The sequence below is a fragment of the Trichocoleus sp. FACHB-40 genome, assembly GCF_014695915.1.
GTDB lineage: Bacteria > Cyanobacteriota > Cyanobacteriia > Cyanobacteriales > FACHB-T130 > Funiculus > Funiculus sociatus.
Genome location: NZ_JACJPF010000048.1, coordinates 30,795 through 47,895, shown reverse-complemented (window position 1 = coordinate 47,895; position 17,101 = coordinate 30,795). Strand labels below are relative to the sequence as shown.

Sequence of the window (17,101 nt, the reverse complement as noted above, 5' to 3'; positions counted from 1 at the left end):
ATTAGCCATTAGCAATTAACCATTAGCCATTAGCCATTAGCCATTAGCCATGACTAAATATGTGATGTGGGGAAGTTATTGCGAGGATGTTTTAGAGAAGCGATCGCCTTATCGCCAAGCACATCTAGATGGTCTTGCAGCCCAAAAAGAATCCGGTGTTTTAATTACCATTGGCCCTACTAAGGATCTCACCAAAGTCTTTGGTATCTACGAAGCCGAAGACGAAGCCACTGTCCGTCAGTTAATCGAAGCCGATCCTTACTGGCAAAACGGCATTTGGACAGAATACGATGTCCGCGAATGGATTCAAGCTTTTTAAATACAGGACTTACGCAGTTAATTAGTGAATGCCTGATTCTGTTGTAAGGGCATCGCAATGCCCTTACAGCGTGTTGACGTGCGTAAACCCTAAAATAGTCTTTCGTTAGTGCGTTTACCCTCCGATGGTGGCGCTACGCGAACAAAGCTTGCTTTACGCAGGCTTTCAAGGTTTTAATCCGCGCAGGCGGACGAAAGTTTCTGTAGCCGCAAATTACATTCACAGGAGCTTATTTTAATAAAATTTTATTTAAACGCTGCAATATTTTGGGCAATTGATGTTAGTTCACCCAAATACACAATTATTTCTAAAACTAAGTTCCTATACCATAGCTTTACCATTTCTGAACACTGCCTTAAGGCAGATATACAAAAAAGGACATAACTCGTTAAATTTAAAAAACGTCTATCGAAAGGCTAGACTCTTACTCTTACAGTACCACTAAAATTTATGGTATCAACTCCTCCATCTCAAGCTTCATCAAGTCAATATGAAGTTACCGATCCAACAGCAGAAGTTGAAGTTATAGTCTCGGAAACTAAACCGGACAGCGAAATAGATTTAGAATTTCTTTATACCAGAGATATTGAATTTCGCCAAGAAACCATTTATTTCATCGTTGTAGACCGCTTTTATGACGGTGATCCTGACAACAGCGAAGGCCCAAATCCTGAACTTTTCGACCCAGAATCAAAGGATTGGGGAAAATATTGGGGTGGAGATTTACAGGGAATTATTGATAAACTCGATTATTTAAAAGATATGGGAGTTACAGCACTTTGGCTGACTCCCTTATTCGAGCAAGTTGAAGCATTATTTGTTGAACAAGCCGCAATTCATGGCTACTGGACAAAAGATTTTAAACGCATCAACCCTCGCTTTATTGGCAAAGATGAAGAACCTTCACTCAACAAGACCCAAGAAACTAGAAATACAATTTTTGATAAATTAGTTGCTGAATTACACCTCCGGAAAATGAAACTGGTGCTGGATATTGTGTGTAACCACAGCAACCCAGACTTCAGCGGTAAGAAGGGTGAACTTTACGACGATGGAGTGAAAATTGCTGATTTTAATGATGACAAAAATGGCTGGTATCACCACTATGGTGAAGTAAAAAACTGGGAAGATGAGTGGCAAGTTCAAAACTGTGAACTGTCTGGTTTAGCCACCTTCAACGAAAATAATGTCGAGTACCGAAACTACATTAAATCAGCAATTAAACAATGGTTAGACCGGGGAGTTGATGCTTTGCGGGTGGATACCGTTAAGCATATGCCTATCTGGTTTTGGCAAGAATTTAACGCTGATATTGTAACCCACAAGCCGGATGTTTTCATCTTTGGCGAGTGGATTTTTAGCGACCCTCGAAGTGAACTTTCGGTGGAATTTGCCAATGAGTCTGGGATGACAATTCTAGACTTTGGTCTTTGTTTAGCAATTCGAGCAGCTTTGGCGCAAGGCGCTGAAGGTGGATTTCACCTGATGCAGGATGTTCTAGATTTGGATCATCGCTATTACGGGGCGACTGAGTTGATTACATTTATTGATAATCACGATATGCCCCGATTCCAGTCTTTGAATCCCCATCCAGAGATGCTCAGGGTAGCGATCGCTTTCATTATGACCTCTCGCGGCATTCCCTGCATCTATTACGGCACAGAACAGTATCTCCACGACGATACAAACGGCGGTAATGACCCCTACAATCGCCCCATGATGACTCAGTGGGATACCAATTCACCCCTTTATCGAGATATCCGGTTACTCTCAGGTTTGCGACGACTAAATCCTGCGGTATCTATGGGGAGTCAGTGGCAAAAATATCTGACACCTGATGTTTATTGTTACGTTCGTCGTTACCGAGATTCTATACTTTTTGTGGCGATGAATCGTGGTGAAGCTGTTAAGCTGGAATCAGTTGATACAGAATTACCAGAAGGAGAACATACCGATATTTTGTCGCGGCGCAAATTTGAAGTTAAAGACGGAGAGTTACAAAACTTAGAACTAGAAGCACAGGATGTAATTGTCATCAGTCACGTTGGGGAACGCATCAAAGGGCAAACCATTGTGCGCGTACAACTCAATGCTGTAGAAACAAAGCCTGGAGAAACTGTTGTGGTAATGGGAGATTGTCCGGAGTTAGGTAATTGGGATATATCCAAAGCTTACCCTCTGGAATACATCAACACTAACACTTGGTTTGGGGAAATTCCCTTTAACGAAAGTGCTGGAAAGTTGATTACTTATAAATACGCGCTGTGGCGTGAAGGTCAGTCACCATTACGCGAAAATAACGTCGGTCGTCGTTGGGTTATTGCCAACGAAGGGACGGTAAAATGGCGCGACAAATGGGCGACAGGACGCGAGTCTTAACAAGATAAAGAGTAAGAGGCAAAAAGGCAAAAAAAGGTACATTTGCTACTTAGAACGATTACCTTAGCATACCTTTTCTCCTTCTCAGGCTGTGGCCTGGGAACGCATGAATAAAGCTCTGTCTCTCGTTTCCAATCCAAACAGATTTCAGCTCAAGAGGAGGCTCCAGCCTCCTCTTTACATTTCCAGTTCTGGGAATGAGAGAGTAAGTAGAATAAAACCCTATTCCCTCAGCCTTAGCATCATAGCTTAACAGCTTTGCCGATATAGCATACAGAAGTGTCATCGTTAATTTGGATGTTAAATAACTCTGCCCTGTCCCCATGTCTGCGACTATTTAACCCTTTAAATACCATATTTCTCAGCGTTTTAAAATTAGTGCCATCAGTCAGATCAAACCCCTTAATTTCAAGATTTTTGAAACCAGTTGTTTCCATTAAATCAATTAATTCATTGGGTTTAATAAATTTATTCCAGTCGTGAAGCCCTCGCGGTATTTGCTTTAAAATATCCTCCAAAAGCCAAATCATTATCACTTTTGACTTAAAAGTTCTGTTGATTGTATCAAATAAAAACATTCCATTTTTCTTTAATACTCTGTAAGCTTCTGAGATAACTTTTTCCAAATCGGCGATATGCTCTAAAACATCAAAACACACAACGGCATCAAATGTATTTTCCTCATAAGGGAGGTCTTCAGCAGTTCCCCATTTGTAGTCAATTAGTAGGTCGCTCTTTTGGGCGTGTTCTTGTGCTGCTTTAATTGAGGTGAAAGATAAATCTATACCAGATACATTAGCTCCTCGCTTGGCTAGGAATTCGCAGGCTAATCCACCTCCGCAACCCACATCCAAAACTTTGAGTCCTTTCCAATTGGGGACATAGCTATTAAAAAATTCAAACCTAGATTTGTTTAAATGGTCAGGCAGATATAATACCTCATCTTCCTTCCACCATTTATCAGCATTCAAGTTATAGTATTCCAAATCATTTTTAATCATGGTCTATCCCCTGTTCTAACTCAATTTCTCAATCTACAGCTCTAATCAAAGCGGTTAGCTGTAGATTGTTAATTGTTATGCTGATGAAAACGCAACGCTTTGCGATCGCGTTTCCAGCACTGCCCTAACAAACACTTTGTTTATATAATTTCAAGTTAGCTACTAATGTTGGTGGCTTGCTTGTACCTGAAGAGTTGATTTATTGTTAAATCAGTCGGTTACAAGTTATACACGCTGCTGGTATTTGGTTTGTAAAGATAAAGACATACGCAGTGAAGGCAGGGTTGGCTAATGCAGAATAAGTATTTTTTCTTAGTAATAACTACCCTTTATAAAATTTTTTAGCTTCTTTACCTAACAGACAGAAGCTTTTCTTTATCTTCAGAAACTCCCTTCAGGGAAAGGCGCGATCGCACCTTTATTAAAAAGGCAAACAAAAAACAACGCAGAGAAATATTTAACTCTGCGTCCCTTTACGTACCGAGAGCGTTTTAATCCAAAATGGCTAATAGTTCCAGAAAAACTGCATTTGTCCAACCAAAACCAATTTCATTGGAACTGTAGCCGAAGTGGATTTCATCAGAAACATCGGCTGAACAGTTATAAACGTCGTATTTCTCTAGGAGTGTTCCAGTTCTTTCAAACTCTTGAACTAACAAAGATATAAAGTTTCGCGCTAAACGTTTAGCATCTTCTTCGTAACCATATCGCAGCAATCCTTGAACTGCAATTAATTGTAATGGCGCCCAACCAAAGGGAGCATCCCATTGACTTCCGGTGACGCGGGTACTGGTGAGTAATCCTCCGGGGGCCTCAAAGTCGGGCAAATTTTCTACAACTCTTTTTGCTTGTTCTTCGGATGCGATACCTGCCCACAAAGGATAAAATGTTGTGGCAAATTCATAGTTGCGACGTTTGCCAGTGTGAAAGTTGTAATCAAAGTAAAGTCCGGCTTCTTCATCCCAGAGAAATTTGTCAATTAATTGGCGGCGGGATGCAGCGCGATCGCGCCATTGATGGGCAATTTCTTTGTATCCTAAAATATCGTTAATTTCTGCTATATCTTCCTCCATTTTGTAAATCAAAACGTTCAGGCAAACGGGAGCATAATGAATAATATCTACATTGAAAGGGCCAAAACGATAAGATGGGTCGAAACCAGACTCTCGCATTGTCCTATCGCCTTTGTAGAATAAATCAGTTAAGCGATCGCTCTCTCGGTCGTAATACAAACTAACATCATAAGCTTCGACTTCAAATTTACGATAATATTCTCGTACCCGGTCATAATGAGTTCTTCCCTCCTCATCCCGTTCGGAAATAAGCACTTCTGGGGCTGGCCCTTCACCTAAAGCAAAATAGCGAGAAAGTCCTGTCGCCTGATTCAAGTGTGGTGGCAAAGTCCAGTAGTAATAAAAACTTTCTGTTGCTGACAATACAGATTGCAGCCACTCCTTATCCTGAGTGTGTTGATAGAGTGCCAGAATCATTGGTGTTAATACAGGTGGTTGCGATCGCGTCAGCATATACGTCCGATTTGCATTTAAAATCGTCCCGTAATGCACAATTTCATATATTAACTGTTCCACCAAACTTTTCGCTAATTCTAGTTCTCCATCCCGTAGTAATCCTAATTGGATGAAATAACTATCCCAGCCATACATTTCATTAAAGCGACCGCCAGGAACTACATATTCATGAGGTAAATAGAGCAACCCATGTTCTTCAATTTGCTCAACTTCGGCTGGTAAAGTTCTAATTTCGATTTGATTAAATTCTTCCTGACTGAGGACTTTTCGTAGAGATGCTTCTATTTGCGATCGCTCTTCTTTTTGCGATATATATATAGGCCACTTTTTTCCTGGAAAATGGTCAATTTTTGGATCGCGGGCAGCATCTAAAATATGTTCGTGAGAACGAGATAGTGTCTTCCAAGTTTCCTTGATATAGGCTCTCACTGCCTTAATTTTTTCTGGAGCTAGAAAAGCTTCTTTTTGAGTTAAATCTTGACTATTCACGGTTTATCCTTAACTTTTAATATTTCTTGTAGCGTGGGCATTCTGTCCGCCCTGCGGCGGAAGTCTACTCACTTTCGAGCTAGTACAAAGAAAGTTGTAATATCATTCCATATTCCTTGGTCTGTTGCTAACACCTCAACTTCTGCCATGTATTCCGGCTCAAATTGTTTTAATTTTTGGGGTTCCATCTGCAATACCGGATTACCGCCAGGAGTCTTCCAGTTTTCTTTCCATGCCTTTTCCACATGACTGCGATTAAGATATCCACCAAACTGCTCAATTTTGACTTCAATATCTACAAATCCTGCCTCGTGTAACATTTTGTGACACTTACCAGGGCTACCAAGCGGTTCTTTCACATCTGAAATAAAAATGCCATATTTTTGAGCTATTTTTTTAATCAGTGCATATGTAGTAAAGGATGTGTCAGAAAAAGTAGAGAATACTACTACCCCACCTTTTTTTAGAAAGCGATGCCATAAGCGCAAAACACTAGGTATGTCAGTAAACCATACTATCGCTGAAGAACATAATATCGCATCAAAGCTATTATTACTGAAGTTTAACTTGTCGGCATCTGCTTCAATAAGTTCTATATTCTGCAAACCTTCGGCATCAATTTTTTGTTGCGCTTGGCTGAGCATTCCTGTGGAAATATCTACCCCAATTACTTTGCCTTCAGGAGCAACGATTTTTGCAGCAGGGATGGCAACTAAACCAGTACCAGTTGCCACATCCAGTATCTTTTGCCCCCTGTGTAGCTGGGAAATTTCAAGCAGTCGATTAGCAAGACGAGGGTGAAAATCACTTTCTTTATCGTAGTTAGTTCTCCCATTGAAGAAAGCAGCCAATTGCTGCTTGAAATTATCTTTTTCCGCCAGACTGAGCATTTAAGATATTCTCCTCAATTTGGTTGAGAAACTGTTTTTTTTGTACTCAGTTGTTGCGTGGCTAATAAGTAAAGCCACAGGAAAATATTTCTAGGTTTCCCAAACTAACAACGTAGCATTAGCTCTGAGTGATTTGGATGCTCGCATCATCTAAAGGGTGGTTAAATGCTCCTAATCAAAGGCTGTAGGCCAATCTGGATGTCGAGAATACTCGAAGACTTTGGCTATCTGAGTAGGTGTAACGCGACTGAGAGATAACTCTGGAATTTCGTTTTCAGCAAAGAATGCCACGTCACTTGTCTCTATACTCAATGATGGAGAGCCGCTCAATAGCTCGCACTGAAAAAAGAGTTTGTAAACATACTCTGGAATGGGTGGATGCGGGTGTCTGTTTCTGTCATAGACAGCTAATAATTTGACAGCGCGAGTATGAAATCCAGATTCTTCATACACTTCTTTTTCAATACACTCACTGGGACTTTCGCCCACATCAGCCCATCCACCAGGTAGCGTCCAACCACCATCCGAGCGTTCTTTCACCAGCAAGAGAGTATTATCGCGAAATACGGCTCCTCGTACATCAACTTTAGGAGTGGCATATCCTACTTCGCCTGCAAAAAGATTGAGGACATATTGTGGATTCCCCTCTGAATAAGTAGCCACTATCTCAGCAGCAATCTCGCGGATTAACTTGTACCGCTCAATGTCAAAAGGGTTTGTAGTGTATGTCAGACCCGTTTGAGCGATCGCTTGTAGTTTCTTTGCCCATTCAAGCCACTTCAGATCCACAATATTTTTCCTTTTTATTTTTTACGATTGTACGATTGCTTTAGTTAAGAAGTAATGCCACAGGAAAGTATTTCAAGGCATCACCAATTAACACTGTACCATTAGCTTTGATGGATTGGGATGCGATCGCATCTTTCCACTCAGACGGCATTCCTTGCGCCAACTTAATCCGGGTATCATCCCATTGTTCGCCAAGCGGATATTCTCCTTGCTTGACAACACTTGTCAAAAATCGTGGCGCAATAGTAATTGCCACACTATTTTCATACTTCCTCGCAAAAGCAACAATACAATCTTTAAACTTTCCAACTACCTCTAGAGGCAAATAATCCCCTTCTTTGAAGAGTTCAAAATTTTGTTTTCTCGCCTCTAGGATTCTAGCGGTTAGGAAAAGCTTAACCCTGCCATCTTCCTTATTGGCTAATAATTCCTCAATCAACTTTAAGATATCTGTCTGCGCTCTTTGTTTGATGTCTTTCAAAAACTCTAACCGCCGCTCAAAATCAACCGGACGACGGTTATCAGGGTCTACCAAACTCAGCTCCCATAATTCCGTTCCCTGATAAAAATCAGGTACGCCAGAAGCCGTTACTTTCAGGAGTGTTTGTGAGAGTGAATTGAATATTCCATAATAAGATATCAACTTTTGAAAAGGCAGAAATTCCTGCAAAAATTGGTTATCTTTCGACGGTTTCATCGCCTCTTCAATAAAGGCAACAAAACCATTTTCATAATCGGTGTCTGGCCTGAGCCAAGCTGTATGGACTTTAGCTTCTCTGACAGCCTTAATCGCATACTCTTTCACCCGATCCACAAATTCTGGAAGTTCGCTCTCCTCAAACGGAAAAGCTCCAACAAGCGTCTGATAAAACAAGTATTCATCATTCTTCTCAGGAACAGTCCGAGTATCCAATTTCCGCTTTTTCGAGGCGTTAATCTCGCTCCAAGTTTTTACCTGTTTTTCCCACACTTCGGGAATTTCTGAAATTACATTAATTCGTGTCCTGACATCTTCACCGCGTTTGGTGTCGTGAGTTGCGGTAGCATTCATTTTATAAGGCCAGCGTTCTTGCTGTCTTTTATTAAACTCGTGAAAGTCTGCAACTGTAATTCCAAATTGGCTAGGATCGCCGCCTACTTCATTGAGCGATATCAGGCGATTATACACATATAAAAGTGTATCCTCAATTCCTTTCGCCATCAGCGGCCCAGTTAACTGCTGAAGCCGCATTACAAAGTGACGCTGTAACTCTTTTTGTTCTGGGGTTACAAACTCTTCATCTTCCAGAAGAAGTAACTTTTCGATATAATTAAGTTCCTTTAAAAGCAATGGGACTTGCTCTTTGGCTTTTTGGATAACTTCCTTGACGTAGGAGCGATCGCTTTCTCTCAAACCCTCTTGATTGATGTAAGTTCGGTACACTGGGAAGAGCGTTAGCACCTCCGTCAAGGCTCTTTGTAGACCGTGCTGGGTAAAATCACTCCCTACTCTGGAATGACCTGATACTCTTTTCAAAAGGTAAGCTAAATTATCTACATCCCCTGCCATATTTCTCTCTACAATCAGCTTCTTTTTATCCCGAAAAAGCTGTTCATAGGGAGCCTCAAAACCCGTCAATCTGGAATAAATTTCTTTTAGCTGCTGTTCGCTTTCAGTTTTACAGAAAATACCGTTAACGTAGTTTAAGAAATCATAGCCACTGGTTCCCTCAATCGGCCAGTAATCAGGCAAATCTTCTTTATGTTCCAAGATTTTCTCGACCGTGATGTAAACATCTCCGGTTTTGTCTCTGAGTCTTTGCAGATACTCGGTTGGATCGTAGAGTCCGTCTATGTGGTCAATTCTGAGTCCGGTTATCTTTCCTGATTCAATTAATTGACCGATTAAAGTATGAGTTTTATGGAAAACTTTTAGTTCTTCAACTTTGACAGAAATCAACTCATTAACAGTAAAAAATCTTCTGTAGTTAAGTTCTTCCGCTCCTACTTTCCAGAAAGAAAGACGATAAAACTGTTCTGAAAGTAAACTATCTAAAGGATTAAAACTTTCAGGCTTGCCCTTTTCTCCATTAAAAAACTCTATGTTGCTGTCAATAAATTCTTTGACTTCCGGATTTTGTGTATAAAGTTCCCAAAGCAGTCCTTTAACAAAAGCTATCTGGTCGTATCTTTCTTTCCCTCTTGGTTCCTCAGAAGGATTTTTAAGCAGATAAAGAATACCAAGTAGCTTTACGAAATCTGGATGATACCTTCCCAACGCTTTAGTTAATTTACCCAAATTAAGAGTGACAAACTTAGCATAAGATTCTATTTTTACGGGTAGTCTCAGGCTATAGTAATTAACGCTTAGTCCAGAGTGATCATACTTTAGTTGAATTTCGCCATTTTCCAAGCAATCTCCATAATAATTTCCTAGTAGAGGCGTAAGCACTCTTCCTCTGATAGCTTCATAAGGGTGATTCCATTCAATGTCGAAGTAGTCGAAAGATTCGGAATTAGAACCATTTTCCATCACGTCCATTAACAACTGGTTTTGGCTATCATAAGCCATATGATTAGGCACAATATCTTGCACCCATCCCATGTCGTAATGCTGTACTTCATTCACCAGCGCTTCAAAGTTTTCTTGTGTTCCTAGTTCAGGATTTATTTGGTTATGATCAACGACATCATAGCCGTGAGTGCTGCCTTGTCTGGCTTTAAAAATAGGCGAAGCATAAAGATCAGAAATTCCTAATTCAGCCAGATAAGCAATAATTTTTTTTGCTTCTTCAAATTTGAAACCAGAATTGAATTGAAGTCTATATGTTGCTGTTGGAATCCGCATGATTTAGTTTTTACTCCTAAATAACCTGTTCGATTAATCCTCGTTACCAGGCTCAGCCTAGTAACGAGAACAGTAGAGACTCTGCCTCCCAACTGCATTCCCAGGCGACTGCCCCGAAGAATTGCGTTATCCTGCTATTTCGTAGAGGGCGAGACTTTGGGGTTTGATTGTCAATTCTCTCTCTAGTGTGAGTTTATCAGGTAATGTGGAACCAGAACCCATCCACTTTGTATCAGCAGAATCTAAAATCTTTTGCCAGTTGCCACTCGGCGCAGGAGGCGTAAAAGCGACATCTTTATCGTTAAAATTCATAATGCAAAATATCTGATTATCATCATTCCATCGCCGTAGGAACAGGATTTTATCCGATTCTACGCTGGATACTTCTAGACTTTTCTTATCCAGCTTTCTTAATGCTGGAATTGTCCGACGTAGCTGAAGTAGTTGTTGATAAAATTCCCACAAAATTTTGTGTTTTCCTTCTTTTCGTTGTTCCCAGTTAAGCTGGCACTTATGGAAGGTGTCAGGACTCTGGGGGTCTTGCATCTCGCCTCGTCCGGCAAATACTTTAAATTCTTCTTCTTTACTCTTGCGGATGGCTTCAATTAAGTCTTGGTCTGAGTGACTGACAAAGTAGAAAAAAGGTGCTTCTTCACCGTATTCTTCCCCCATAAAAAGAAAGGGAATGAAGGGAGAAAAAAAGACAGCACCAGCAGCAAGCTTTAGCCCTTCAAGAGAAACAAGCTTAGATAATCTTTCCGCCAGAACGCGATTTCCTATCTGGTCGTGAGTCTGGGAAAAGACAATGAATCGATATCCGGGTTCCTCTTTAGAATTACTACCATAACGGCGTTTTCTATGAGGGGCGTATTGTCCGGAATAAACGAAGCCTTCGCGGAAGGATTTTTCTAGTTGTTCAATCTTGCCAAAATCTTGATAATACCTGTCATTTTCCCCTGTTAGTAAGGTGTGTAGTGCGTGATGGAAATCGTCATTCCACTGGGCATCTATTCCACATCCACCTAATTCTTTGGGTCGAATTACTCGAACATCATTTAAATCGCTTTCGGCTGTTATATAACATTTACGGCCATTAGCTTGAGAGAATTCATCAACTAATTCTGCTAGTTCCTGTAAAAAGTGTTTAGCACCCAAATCGTAGATGCCTTGGATTGCATCTAATCTCAAGGCATCTACGTGATATTCTCTAAGCCAGAAAAGGGCGTTTTCTAGACAAAAATTCCTCACCCCGTCGCTATATTTATCATCCAAATTCAAAGCGTCTCCCCAATGACCATGATATTTGGATGTGAAGTAGGGGCCAAATTCAGATAGGTAATTGCCTTCGGGGCCAAGGTGGTTATAGACGACATCAAGAATTACTGAGATCCCATGTTGGTGACAGGCATTGACGAGTTTTTTGAATCCTTCCGGCCCACCATAAGAATCCTGTGCAGCAAAGAGATAAACGCCATCGTATCCCCAGTTTCTTTCACCTGGAAATTGGGCAATTGGCATAATTTCAATGGCATTAACTCCCAAATCTCGCAAGGTACTAAGTCGGGGAATCATTGCCTCAAAGGTGCCTTCCGTGGTGAAGGTGCCAACGTGCAATTCATAGATTATCGTTTCATCTAGGGGTATGCCAGACCAATTAGTATCATCCCAGGCGAAAGTATTGGTATCAATTACTTGAGAAGGGCCATGTACTCCCTGTGGTTGAAATTTTGAGGCAGGGTCTGGTCTATCTTTGTTTCCTTCAAGTTTATAGAAGTAAAGCGTTCCTGGTTCAATGCCTGATGCTTTTACTTTCCAATAGCCTTCCTCATCTTGTTGCATGGGAATGAGACGTTGTTCCGGAGCAACAATTTGTACGGCTACTTCTTTGAGAGTGGGAGACCAAACGGTAAATTCACAATTTCCGTTGCCCAAGTAACAAGCGCCAATTCTCACTTTAAATTAGCCTCACTGTTAATAAACACCTGGCTTTTTAAGAAAATGCACTGGCATTATTCAAGCCTAATTTTATAGGTAAATTGAATAATACCAGTACCCACAATTTTTCCTGTGACAGTTATTAGATTATTCAGAATTTAGCCTTTTACATATCAGATTTTTTAAGATTATTCTGAATTATGGCTTCTGGCTCTTAACTACTGAAGTTTTAAATAATAACCGTTCCAAGGATATATTTAATTTTGGTTACGCAGACCTGCCATAAGGTGTATTTTTTTGCTCTTAGCAAGGTGCAACAGATCCTTTTACCAGCTGCCGCCTGCCCCGCCGCCGCCACTACTCCCGCCGCCGCCACTACTGCCACTGCTGCTACCGCCGCTGCTGCTACCTCCACTGCTAGGGGGTGGCGGTGGCGGAAGGCGAGGGATAATTTCTTCTTCCTCCCGATGATCGGAACAATATTGGCAGTCGTAAGTAATCAGGCGTATACCATCAGAAAAAGTTGTAGCGTGCCTAAGAGTTTTTTCGTTGCGGATGACTGTGTATTCTTGACACTTGGGGCAATTGCTAAATTCACCTAAGTTGTTAATATCGGCGCGGATATGAAAAGCTGGTTCGCTGAGAGTTTTACTACAGGTTGGACACTGCCAAGCTTCAAATTGGATGCTGCCAATATTTTGTGCAACTTGCTCACCTTTACTCAAATAAGGTAACAATAAATCTGGCTTTAAGTGTTGCAACGGTTGTTTGCAATTAGCACAATGAAAACGTCCTGGAAACCAACTGTCACTTTGCGATCGCCCTTTCGGTTCGATGTACACTGGACGGCGAGATAGGGTATACGCGATCGCGCCTATACCGCCTATACCGCCTATCCCCGCTAACAACCAACCGGGTGTACCAGCGTTATCGTTATCAGTCAGTGCATCAGCGTTATAAGCTGTTTCGGGTACGTTCGTGTTAGGAGAAGTTGTAGACGGTTCATTTGTTTGCAAAGCTACAATTATCGCTTTGGTTCCAGCCAGCGTACCGCCATCAAAATTGTTTTCTTTGAATCTTGGGGTGATTTCTTGTTGGATAATGCTACCCGCTTTTGCATCCGGCAATAGGGATTCTACGCCGTATCCAGTTTCAATTTCTACTCGGCGATCGCCCTTAGAAATTAACAACAACACGCCGTTATCTTTTCCCTTTTTCCCAATTTTCCAGCGATTAAACAGGGATGTAGCAAATTCTTTGGGCGTAGCAGAAGGTGCTGTTTCTGCCACTGTCACAAGGACAATTTCACTGCCATTGTCAGCTTCTAATTTGGAGATAATTTCGTTGACTTGTGCTTCCGTCTGGGGAGTCAGCACCTGCGCCATATCTGTCACCCAACCGCCATTTACTTGTCGGGGGTTGGGAACTTCTTCTACCGTTATGGCTAAACTCGACGGTGCGAAACCCAGAACTGCGACACTCAAGCCGCACGCGCACAAACTTTGCTTTAGTTTAAGTGCTACCCATTGCATAACTGCTTTCTTTTTACGCCTGTTGTTAGGTATGCTTTTCTCCCCCGACTACCTCATTGTATCAACTCCTCTCCTCTACTTGTCCTTCCTTTCCGTCGTTGCAGTTCATTCTTTTTTTTAGTATATCTTTAGATAGTAGAGAATAGGTAAAATAGCATTTAACACTAAAAATGTTGAAAAAAAATTAACTGCCAAGGCGCACTAGCTCTCGCCATGCGCGTTAGGGTTATAGAACGTTAAGGAAGAGAAGAAGTTTTAAGTTAATTATATTTATGTAAATTTATGAACCAATCAAACCCTAATATTCCTGAAGAAATTGCACCGGAAGTTTTGGAAATTGCTTCTCGCTTGTATGCAGAGAAAAATCAAAGTTATTCGATGCAGGAATTAAAGGAGGCGGGTGCAGAGGTAGACATTCCACCAGAGTTTATTGAACAAGCGGTACAAGAGGTACGCCAAAGAAAGATACAAGAAGAAAAGCGGCAAAAAAGGGTGAAGATAATTGGCGCTGCTGTGGCGGGCGCGATCGCACTCTGGGGAATCGTGACTTACAATATTCTTTCCGGTGCTGAATCTAGAGTAGATGCAGCCCAGGCGCAATTAGAAAATCAGCTTTCTCGACGTGCCGATTTAATTCCTAATTTAGTGACCATTACTCAAGCTTACGCTAAACAAGAATATCAACTTGCAGATTTACTGACAAAATCTCGACAAAACTATCTACAAGCTGATACCTCCACCGAAAAAGCCGCAGCGGCGGCAGAAGTTTCTCAAGCTATAGAACGTTTCCGAAGTTATGCGGCTAAAAATCCTCAGTTGCAATCTTCTCAAGCTTTTATTAATTTACAATATGAGATAGCAGGAACAGAAAATCGCATTGCTGTTGAAAGGATGCGTTATAACCAAACTGTGCAAAATTACAATCAGAAAGTTAACCAATTTCCTAATGTTTTGTTAGCCCCGATTTTTGGGTTTAAGACAAAGCAATTTTTTCCAGCAAAAGCTACCTAACAATTCAATGATTGGGTGTAATACATCTGTAGGGACATGGCAATACCATGTCCTTCCCAAGGTAGCGCGAACGTCAGAACCGCGATATATTCACCCAACTTGAGAAACGCTATAGCAATCCTAAATGATTCGTGAACCTCTGTTGGGACACGGCACTGCCCCGTGTCCCTATACCAGGGCGAATACTCGTTCACAACTTAAATAGGGTTGCTATATAATACTCGATTTGTAGCCGCACCTTTTAGGGTATCGGCTACACAAATTATCGTCCAGATGGTGTGCGGACTTTATTAAGACTTTCCCTTGACAAGTTTTGTTTGTGTAGCCACAGACTTAATGTGGGGATTTCCTTAGAGATGATTAGGATAGAAATAAGTATAGGTAAACATAAGAAATATGAACTTTTGCAGCGATAATGTCAGCGGAGTTTCGCCGGAAATCATGGAAGCAGTAGTTGCTGCCAACGAAGGTGCAGCTATGCCCTATGGTGATGATGAATATACTCAGCGCTTGTCAACACAGTTACAGGAATTATTTGAGACAGATTTAATTGTTTTTCCCGTAGAAACGGGTTCTGCTGCTAATGCCCTCGCATTGTCTGTAATGACACCACCTTTTGGGGCAATTTACTGCCACAGCCAATCCCATATTAATGTCGATGAATGCGGCGCACCAGAATTCTATACTGGGGGTGCGAAATTGGTGACACTTCCAGGCGCAGATGGCAAAATTTACGCTGCTGACTTGGCAAATGTGCTAAATAAAGCTGGTGCTGGCGTTGTGCATCACGTACAACCTGCCGCTGTCAGTTTGACTCAGGCAACTGAAGCGGGATGTGTGTATAAACCAGAGGAAATTTCTCAAATTGCCGAGATTGCCCGTACCCATAATTTAGGATTACAAATGGATGGGGCGCGTTTCGCTAATGCTGTGGCAAGTTTGGGTTGTTCTCCTGCCGATATTACTTGGCGAGTTGGGGTAGATGTGCTGTCGTTTGGGGCAACTAAAAATGGCGCGATCGCAGCGGAAGCAGTGATATTTTTTAATCAAGAATTGGCAAAAACTTTCGGCTATCGTCGTAAACGCAGCGGTCATTTATTTTCCAAGATGCGTTTTTTGTCAGCACAGTTAGAAGCTTATATTAAAGATAATTTGTGGTTGAGAAATGCTGCCCACGCTAATAATATGGCTCAAAAATTAGCACATAGTTTATCAGATTTGCCAGGGGTGAGATTGTGTCACCCAGTTGAGGCAAATGAAATTTTTATCGAGCTGCCAGAGTTAGTTACTCAAGGGCTTATTGCTGAGGGTTTTCGGTTTTACCGTTGGGAGGAAGAATCTAAATCTACGGTGCGGTTGGTGACTGCTTTTAATACGAAAGAGGAGGATATCTCTGCTTTTATTGAGGCAGCACGGAGGTATTGTGAGAACGCGAAAGAAGGAGTTTATGGATCTTGAAGATGTAGGGCAATATTTTAGGTAGCCTATCATATCTATAGCAATCCTAACTTATTTATGAACTTCTCCCTTTCCTCCTAAGCCTTGGTGAAAGCTTTTACAAATACCAGTTGACAGATAATATTGCTATTACTCCCGGTATTATTTGGCTCACCGCACCGAATCACAACGAAAACAATTTAAACATTGTTCTTGGCACCATCCGAACTACCTTTAATTTCTAAACTAAAACCTCCTTCAGCTTCTCTACAATCCACGGGCGAACCTCCTGGTGAACTTCTTCGGCAACTTCATCAAGACCATGATCGGCACCATCGTAGAGGATGAGGTGCTTGGGTTCGCGGCTGAGGCTGTAGATGTACTGTGAACAGGACGGTGAAAGTACCTTGTCGCGTTTACCGTGAATCAGCAAGATTGAGCATCGTGGTGCTAACTGGGAAGCAGGCGCAGCACCGTAGCTTTGGCTGGCGAGTGTCACGATGCTGCGAACAGCTTGGGAGAGGAAAGCCGCTTGAATAACGACAGCACCGCCAAAGGAGTGACCTATCAAAGCAACGGTATCAATACCTTCGCTTTCTAGATAGCTGATGCCTGCTAGAACGTCGAGAACTGATTCCGCAAGTATTGTGGGGTGCCGGAATCGCACTCTTAAAGAAGCGATCGCTTCACCGGTGAGTTCTTGGCACAACTGGGGATACAGCCCCTTGGCTGGTGTATCCCAACCACCGCCAACACCGCCGACGTAAATCGCACCGCACTTCGCACCATCCACTGGGTAGTAGCGACACTCTACCTTGCCACGGCTTGTCACCAGTGCGATTGGGTAATAGTCTTCTTGAATCGCTCCCACTTCCAGACCACTAACTACCATCTCGAAGGGATCGTCTTCATCGTCTTTCACATCATTCTTTGTGTGTAGCATCAATTATTATATTCCCTAAA

General features: G+C 41.8%; 12 protein-coding genes and 1 pseudogene. 5 read left to right on the top strand and 8 right to left on the bottom strand.

Annotated elements, in window-relative coordinates; all coding sequences use genetic code 11:
- Positions 1 to 49: 49 nt before the first annotated feature.
- Entirely contained in the window at positions 50 to 319 is a 270-nt protein-coding gene (locus H6F63_RS10235) for a YciI family protein (RefSeq protein WP_190420048.1), read from the top strand.
- 450 nt (positions 320 to 769) lie between these two features.
- On the top strand, positions 770 to 2,698 hold the full coding sequence (locus H6F63_RS10230; RefSeq protein WP_190637041.1) for an alpha-amylase family glycosyl hydrolase: 1,929 nt from the start codon (positions 770 to 772) through the stop codon (positions 2,696 to 2,698).
- A gap of 242 nt (positions 2,699 to 2,940) precedes the next feature.
- Here the strand turns inward: H6F63_RS10230 and ubiG are convergent, their stop codons facing one another.
- The 7 genes from ubiG to H6F63_RS10195 form a co-directional block, all read right to left on the bottom strand.
- Complete coding sequence (ubiG, locus tag H6F63_RS10225) at positions 2,941 to 3,699, bottom strand: bifunctional 2-polyprenyl-6-hydroxyphenol methylase/3-demethylubiquinol 3-O-methyltransferase UbiG (RefSeq protein WP_190637038.1); 759 nt, start codon at positions 3,697 to 3,699, stop codon at positions 2,941 to 2,943.
- A gap of 491 nt (positions 3,700 to 4,190) precedes the next feature.
- Positions 4,191 to 5,717: a trehalase family glycosidase gene (locus H6F63_RS10220; protein WP_190637036.1), complete on the bottom strand. Its 1,527-nt coding sequence runs from the start codon at positions 5,715 to 5,717 to the stop codon at positions 4,191 to 4,193.
- 68 nt (positions 5,718 to 5,785) lie between these two features.
- Positions 5,786 to 6,607: a class I SAM-dependent methyltransferase gene (locus tag H6F63_RS10215; protein ID WP_190637034.1), complete on the bottom strand. Its 822-nt coding sequence runs from the start codon at positions 6,605 to 6,607 to the stop codon at positions 5,786 to 5,788.
- A gap of 171 nt (positions 6,608 to 6,778) precedes the next feature.
- Entirely contained in the window at positions 6,779 to 7,396 is a 618-nt protein-coding gene (locus H6F63_RS10210) for an NUDIX hydrolase N-terminal domain-containing protein (protein ID WP_190637032.1), read from the bottom strand.
- A gap of 40 nt (positions 7,397 to 7,436) precedes the next feature.
- Positions 7,437 to 10,223: a malto-oligosyltrehalose synthase gene (gene treY / locus H6F63_RS10205; RefSeq protein WP_190637030.1), complete on the bottom strand. Its 2,787-nt coding sequence runs from the start codon at positions 10,221 to 10,223 to the stop codon at positions 7,437 to 7,439.
- A gap of 126 nt (positions 10,224 to 10,349) precedes the next feature.
- On the bottom strand, positions 10,350 to 12,176 hold the full coding sequence (gene treZ, locus H6F63_RS10200; protein ID WP_190637028.1) for a malto-oligosyltrehalose trehalohydrolase: 1,827 nt from the start codon (positions 12,174 to 12,176) through the stop codon (positions 10,350 to 10,352).
- 308 nt (positions 12,177 to 12,484) lie between these two features.
- Positions 12,485 to 13,690 carry a TPM domain-containing protein gene (locus H6F63_RS10195; RefSeq protein WP_190637026.1) on the bottom strand — a complete coding sequence of 402 codons (1,206 nt, stop codon included), beginning with the start codon at positions 13,688 to 13,690 and terminating at the stop codon, positions 12,485 to 12,487.
- 282 nt (positions 13,691 to 13,972) lie between these two features.
- Between H6F63_RS10195 and H6F63_RS10190 the strand changes: the two genes are divergently transcribed.
- The 3 genes and pseudogenes from H6F63_RS10190 to H6F63_RS10180 form a co-directional block, all read left to right on the top strand.
- Complete coding sequence (locus H6F63_RS10190; RefSeq protein WP_190637024.1) at positions 13,973 to 14,701, top strand: LemA family protein; 729 nt, start codon at positions 13,973 to 13,975, stop codon at positions 14,699 to 14,701.
- 396 nt (positions 14,702 to 15,097) lie between these two features.
- The gene (locus H6F63_RS10185; RefSeq protein WP_190637022.1) at positions 15,098 to 16,159 is read left to right on the top strand and encodes a low specificity L-threonine aldolase; all 1,062 of its coding nucleotides are present in this window, start codon (positions 15,098 to 15,100) and stop codon (positions 16,157 to 16,159) included.
- An 89-nt stretch (positions 16,160 to 16,248) separates the two neighbouring features.
- Positions 16,249 to 16,383: pseudogene (locus H6F63_RS10180) on the top strand (carbohydrate porin); the annotation flags it as partial.
- Here the strand turns inward: H6F63_RS10180 and H6F63_RS10175 are convergent.
- Positions 16,380 to 17,081, bottom strand: coding sequence for a dienelactone hydrolase family protein (locus H6F63_RS10175; RefSeq protein ID WP_199297927.1), 702 nt, complete (start codon positions 17,079 to 17,081; stop codon positions 16,380 to 16,382). The pseudogene H6F63_RS10180 and the gene H6F63_RS10175 sit on opposite strands and share 4 nt — an antisense overlap.
- Positions 17,082 to 17,101: the final 20 nt, after the last annotated feature.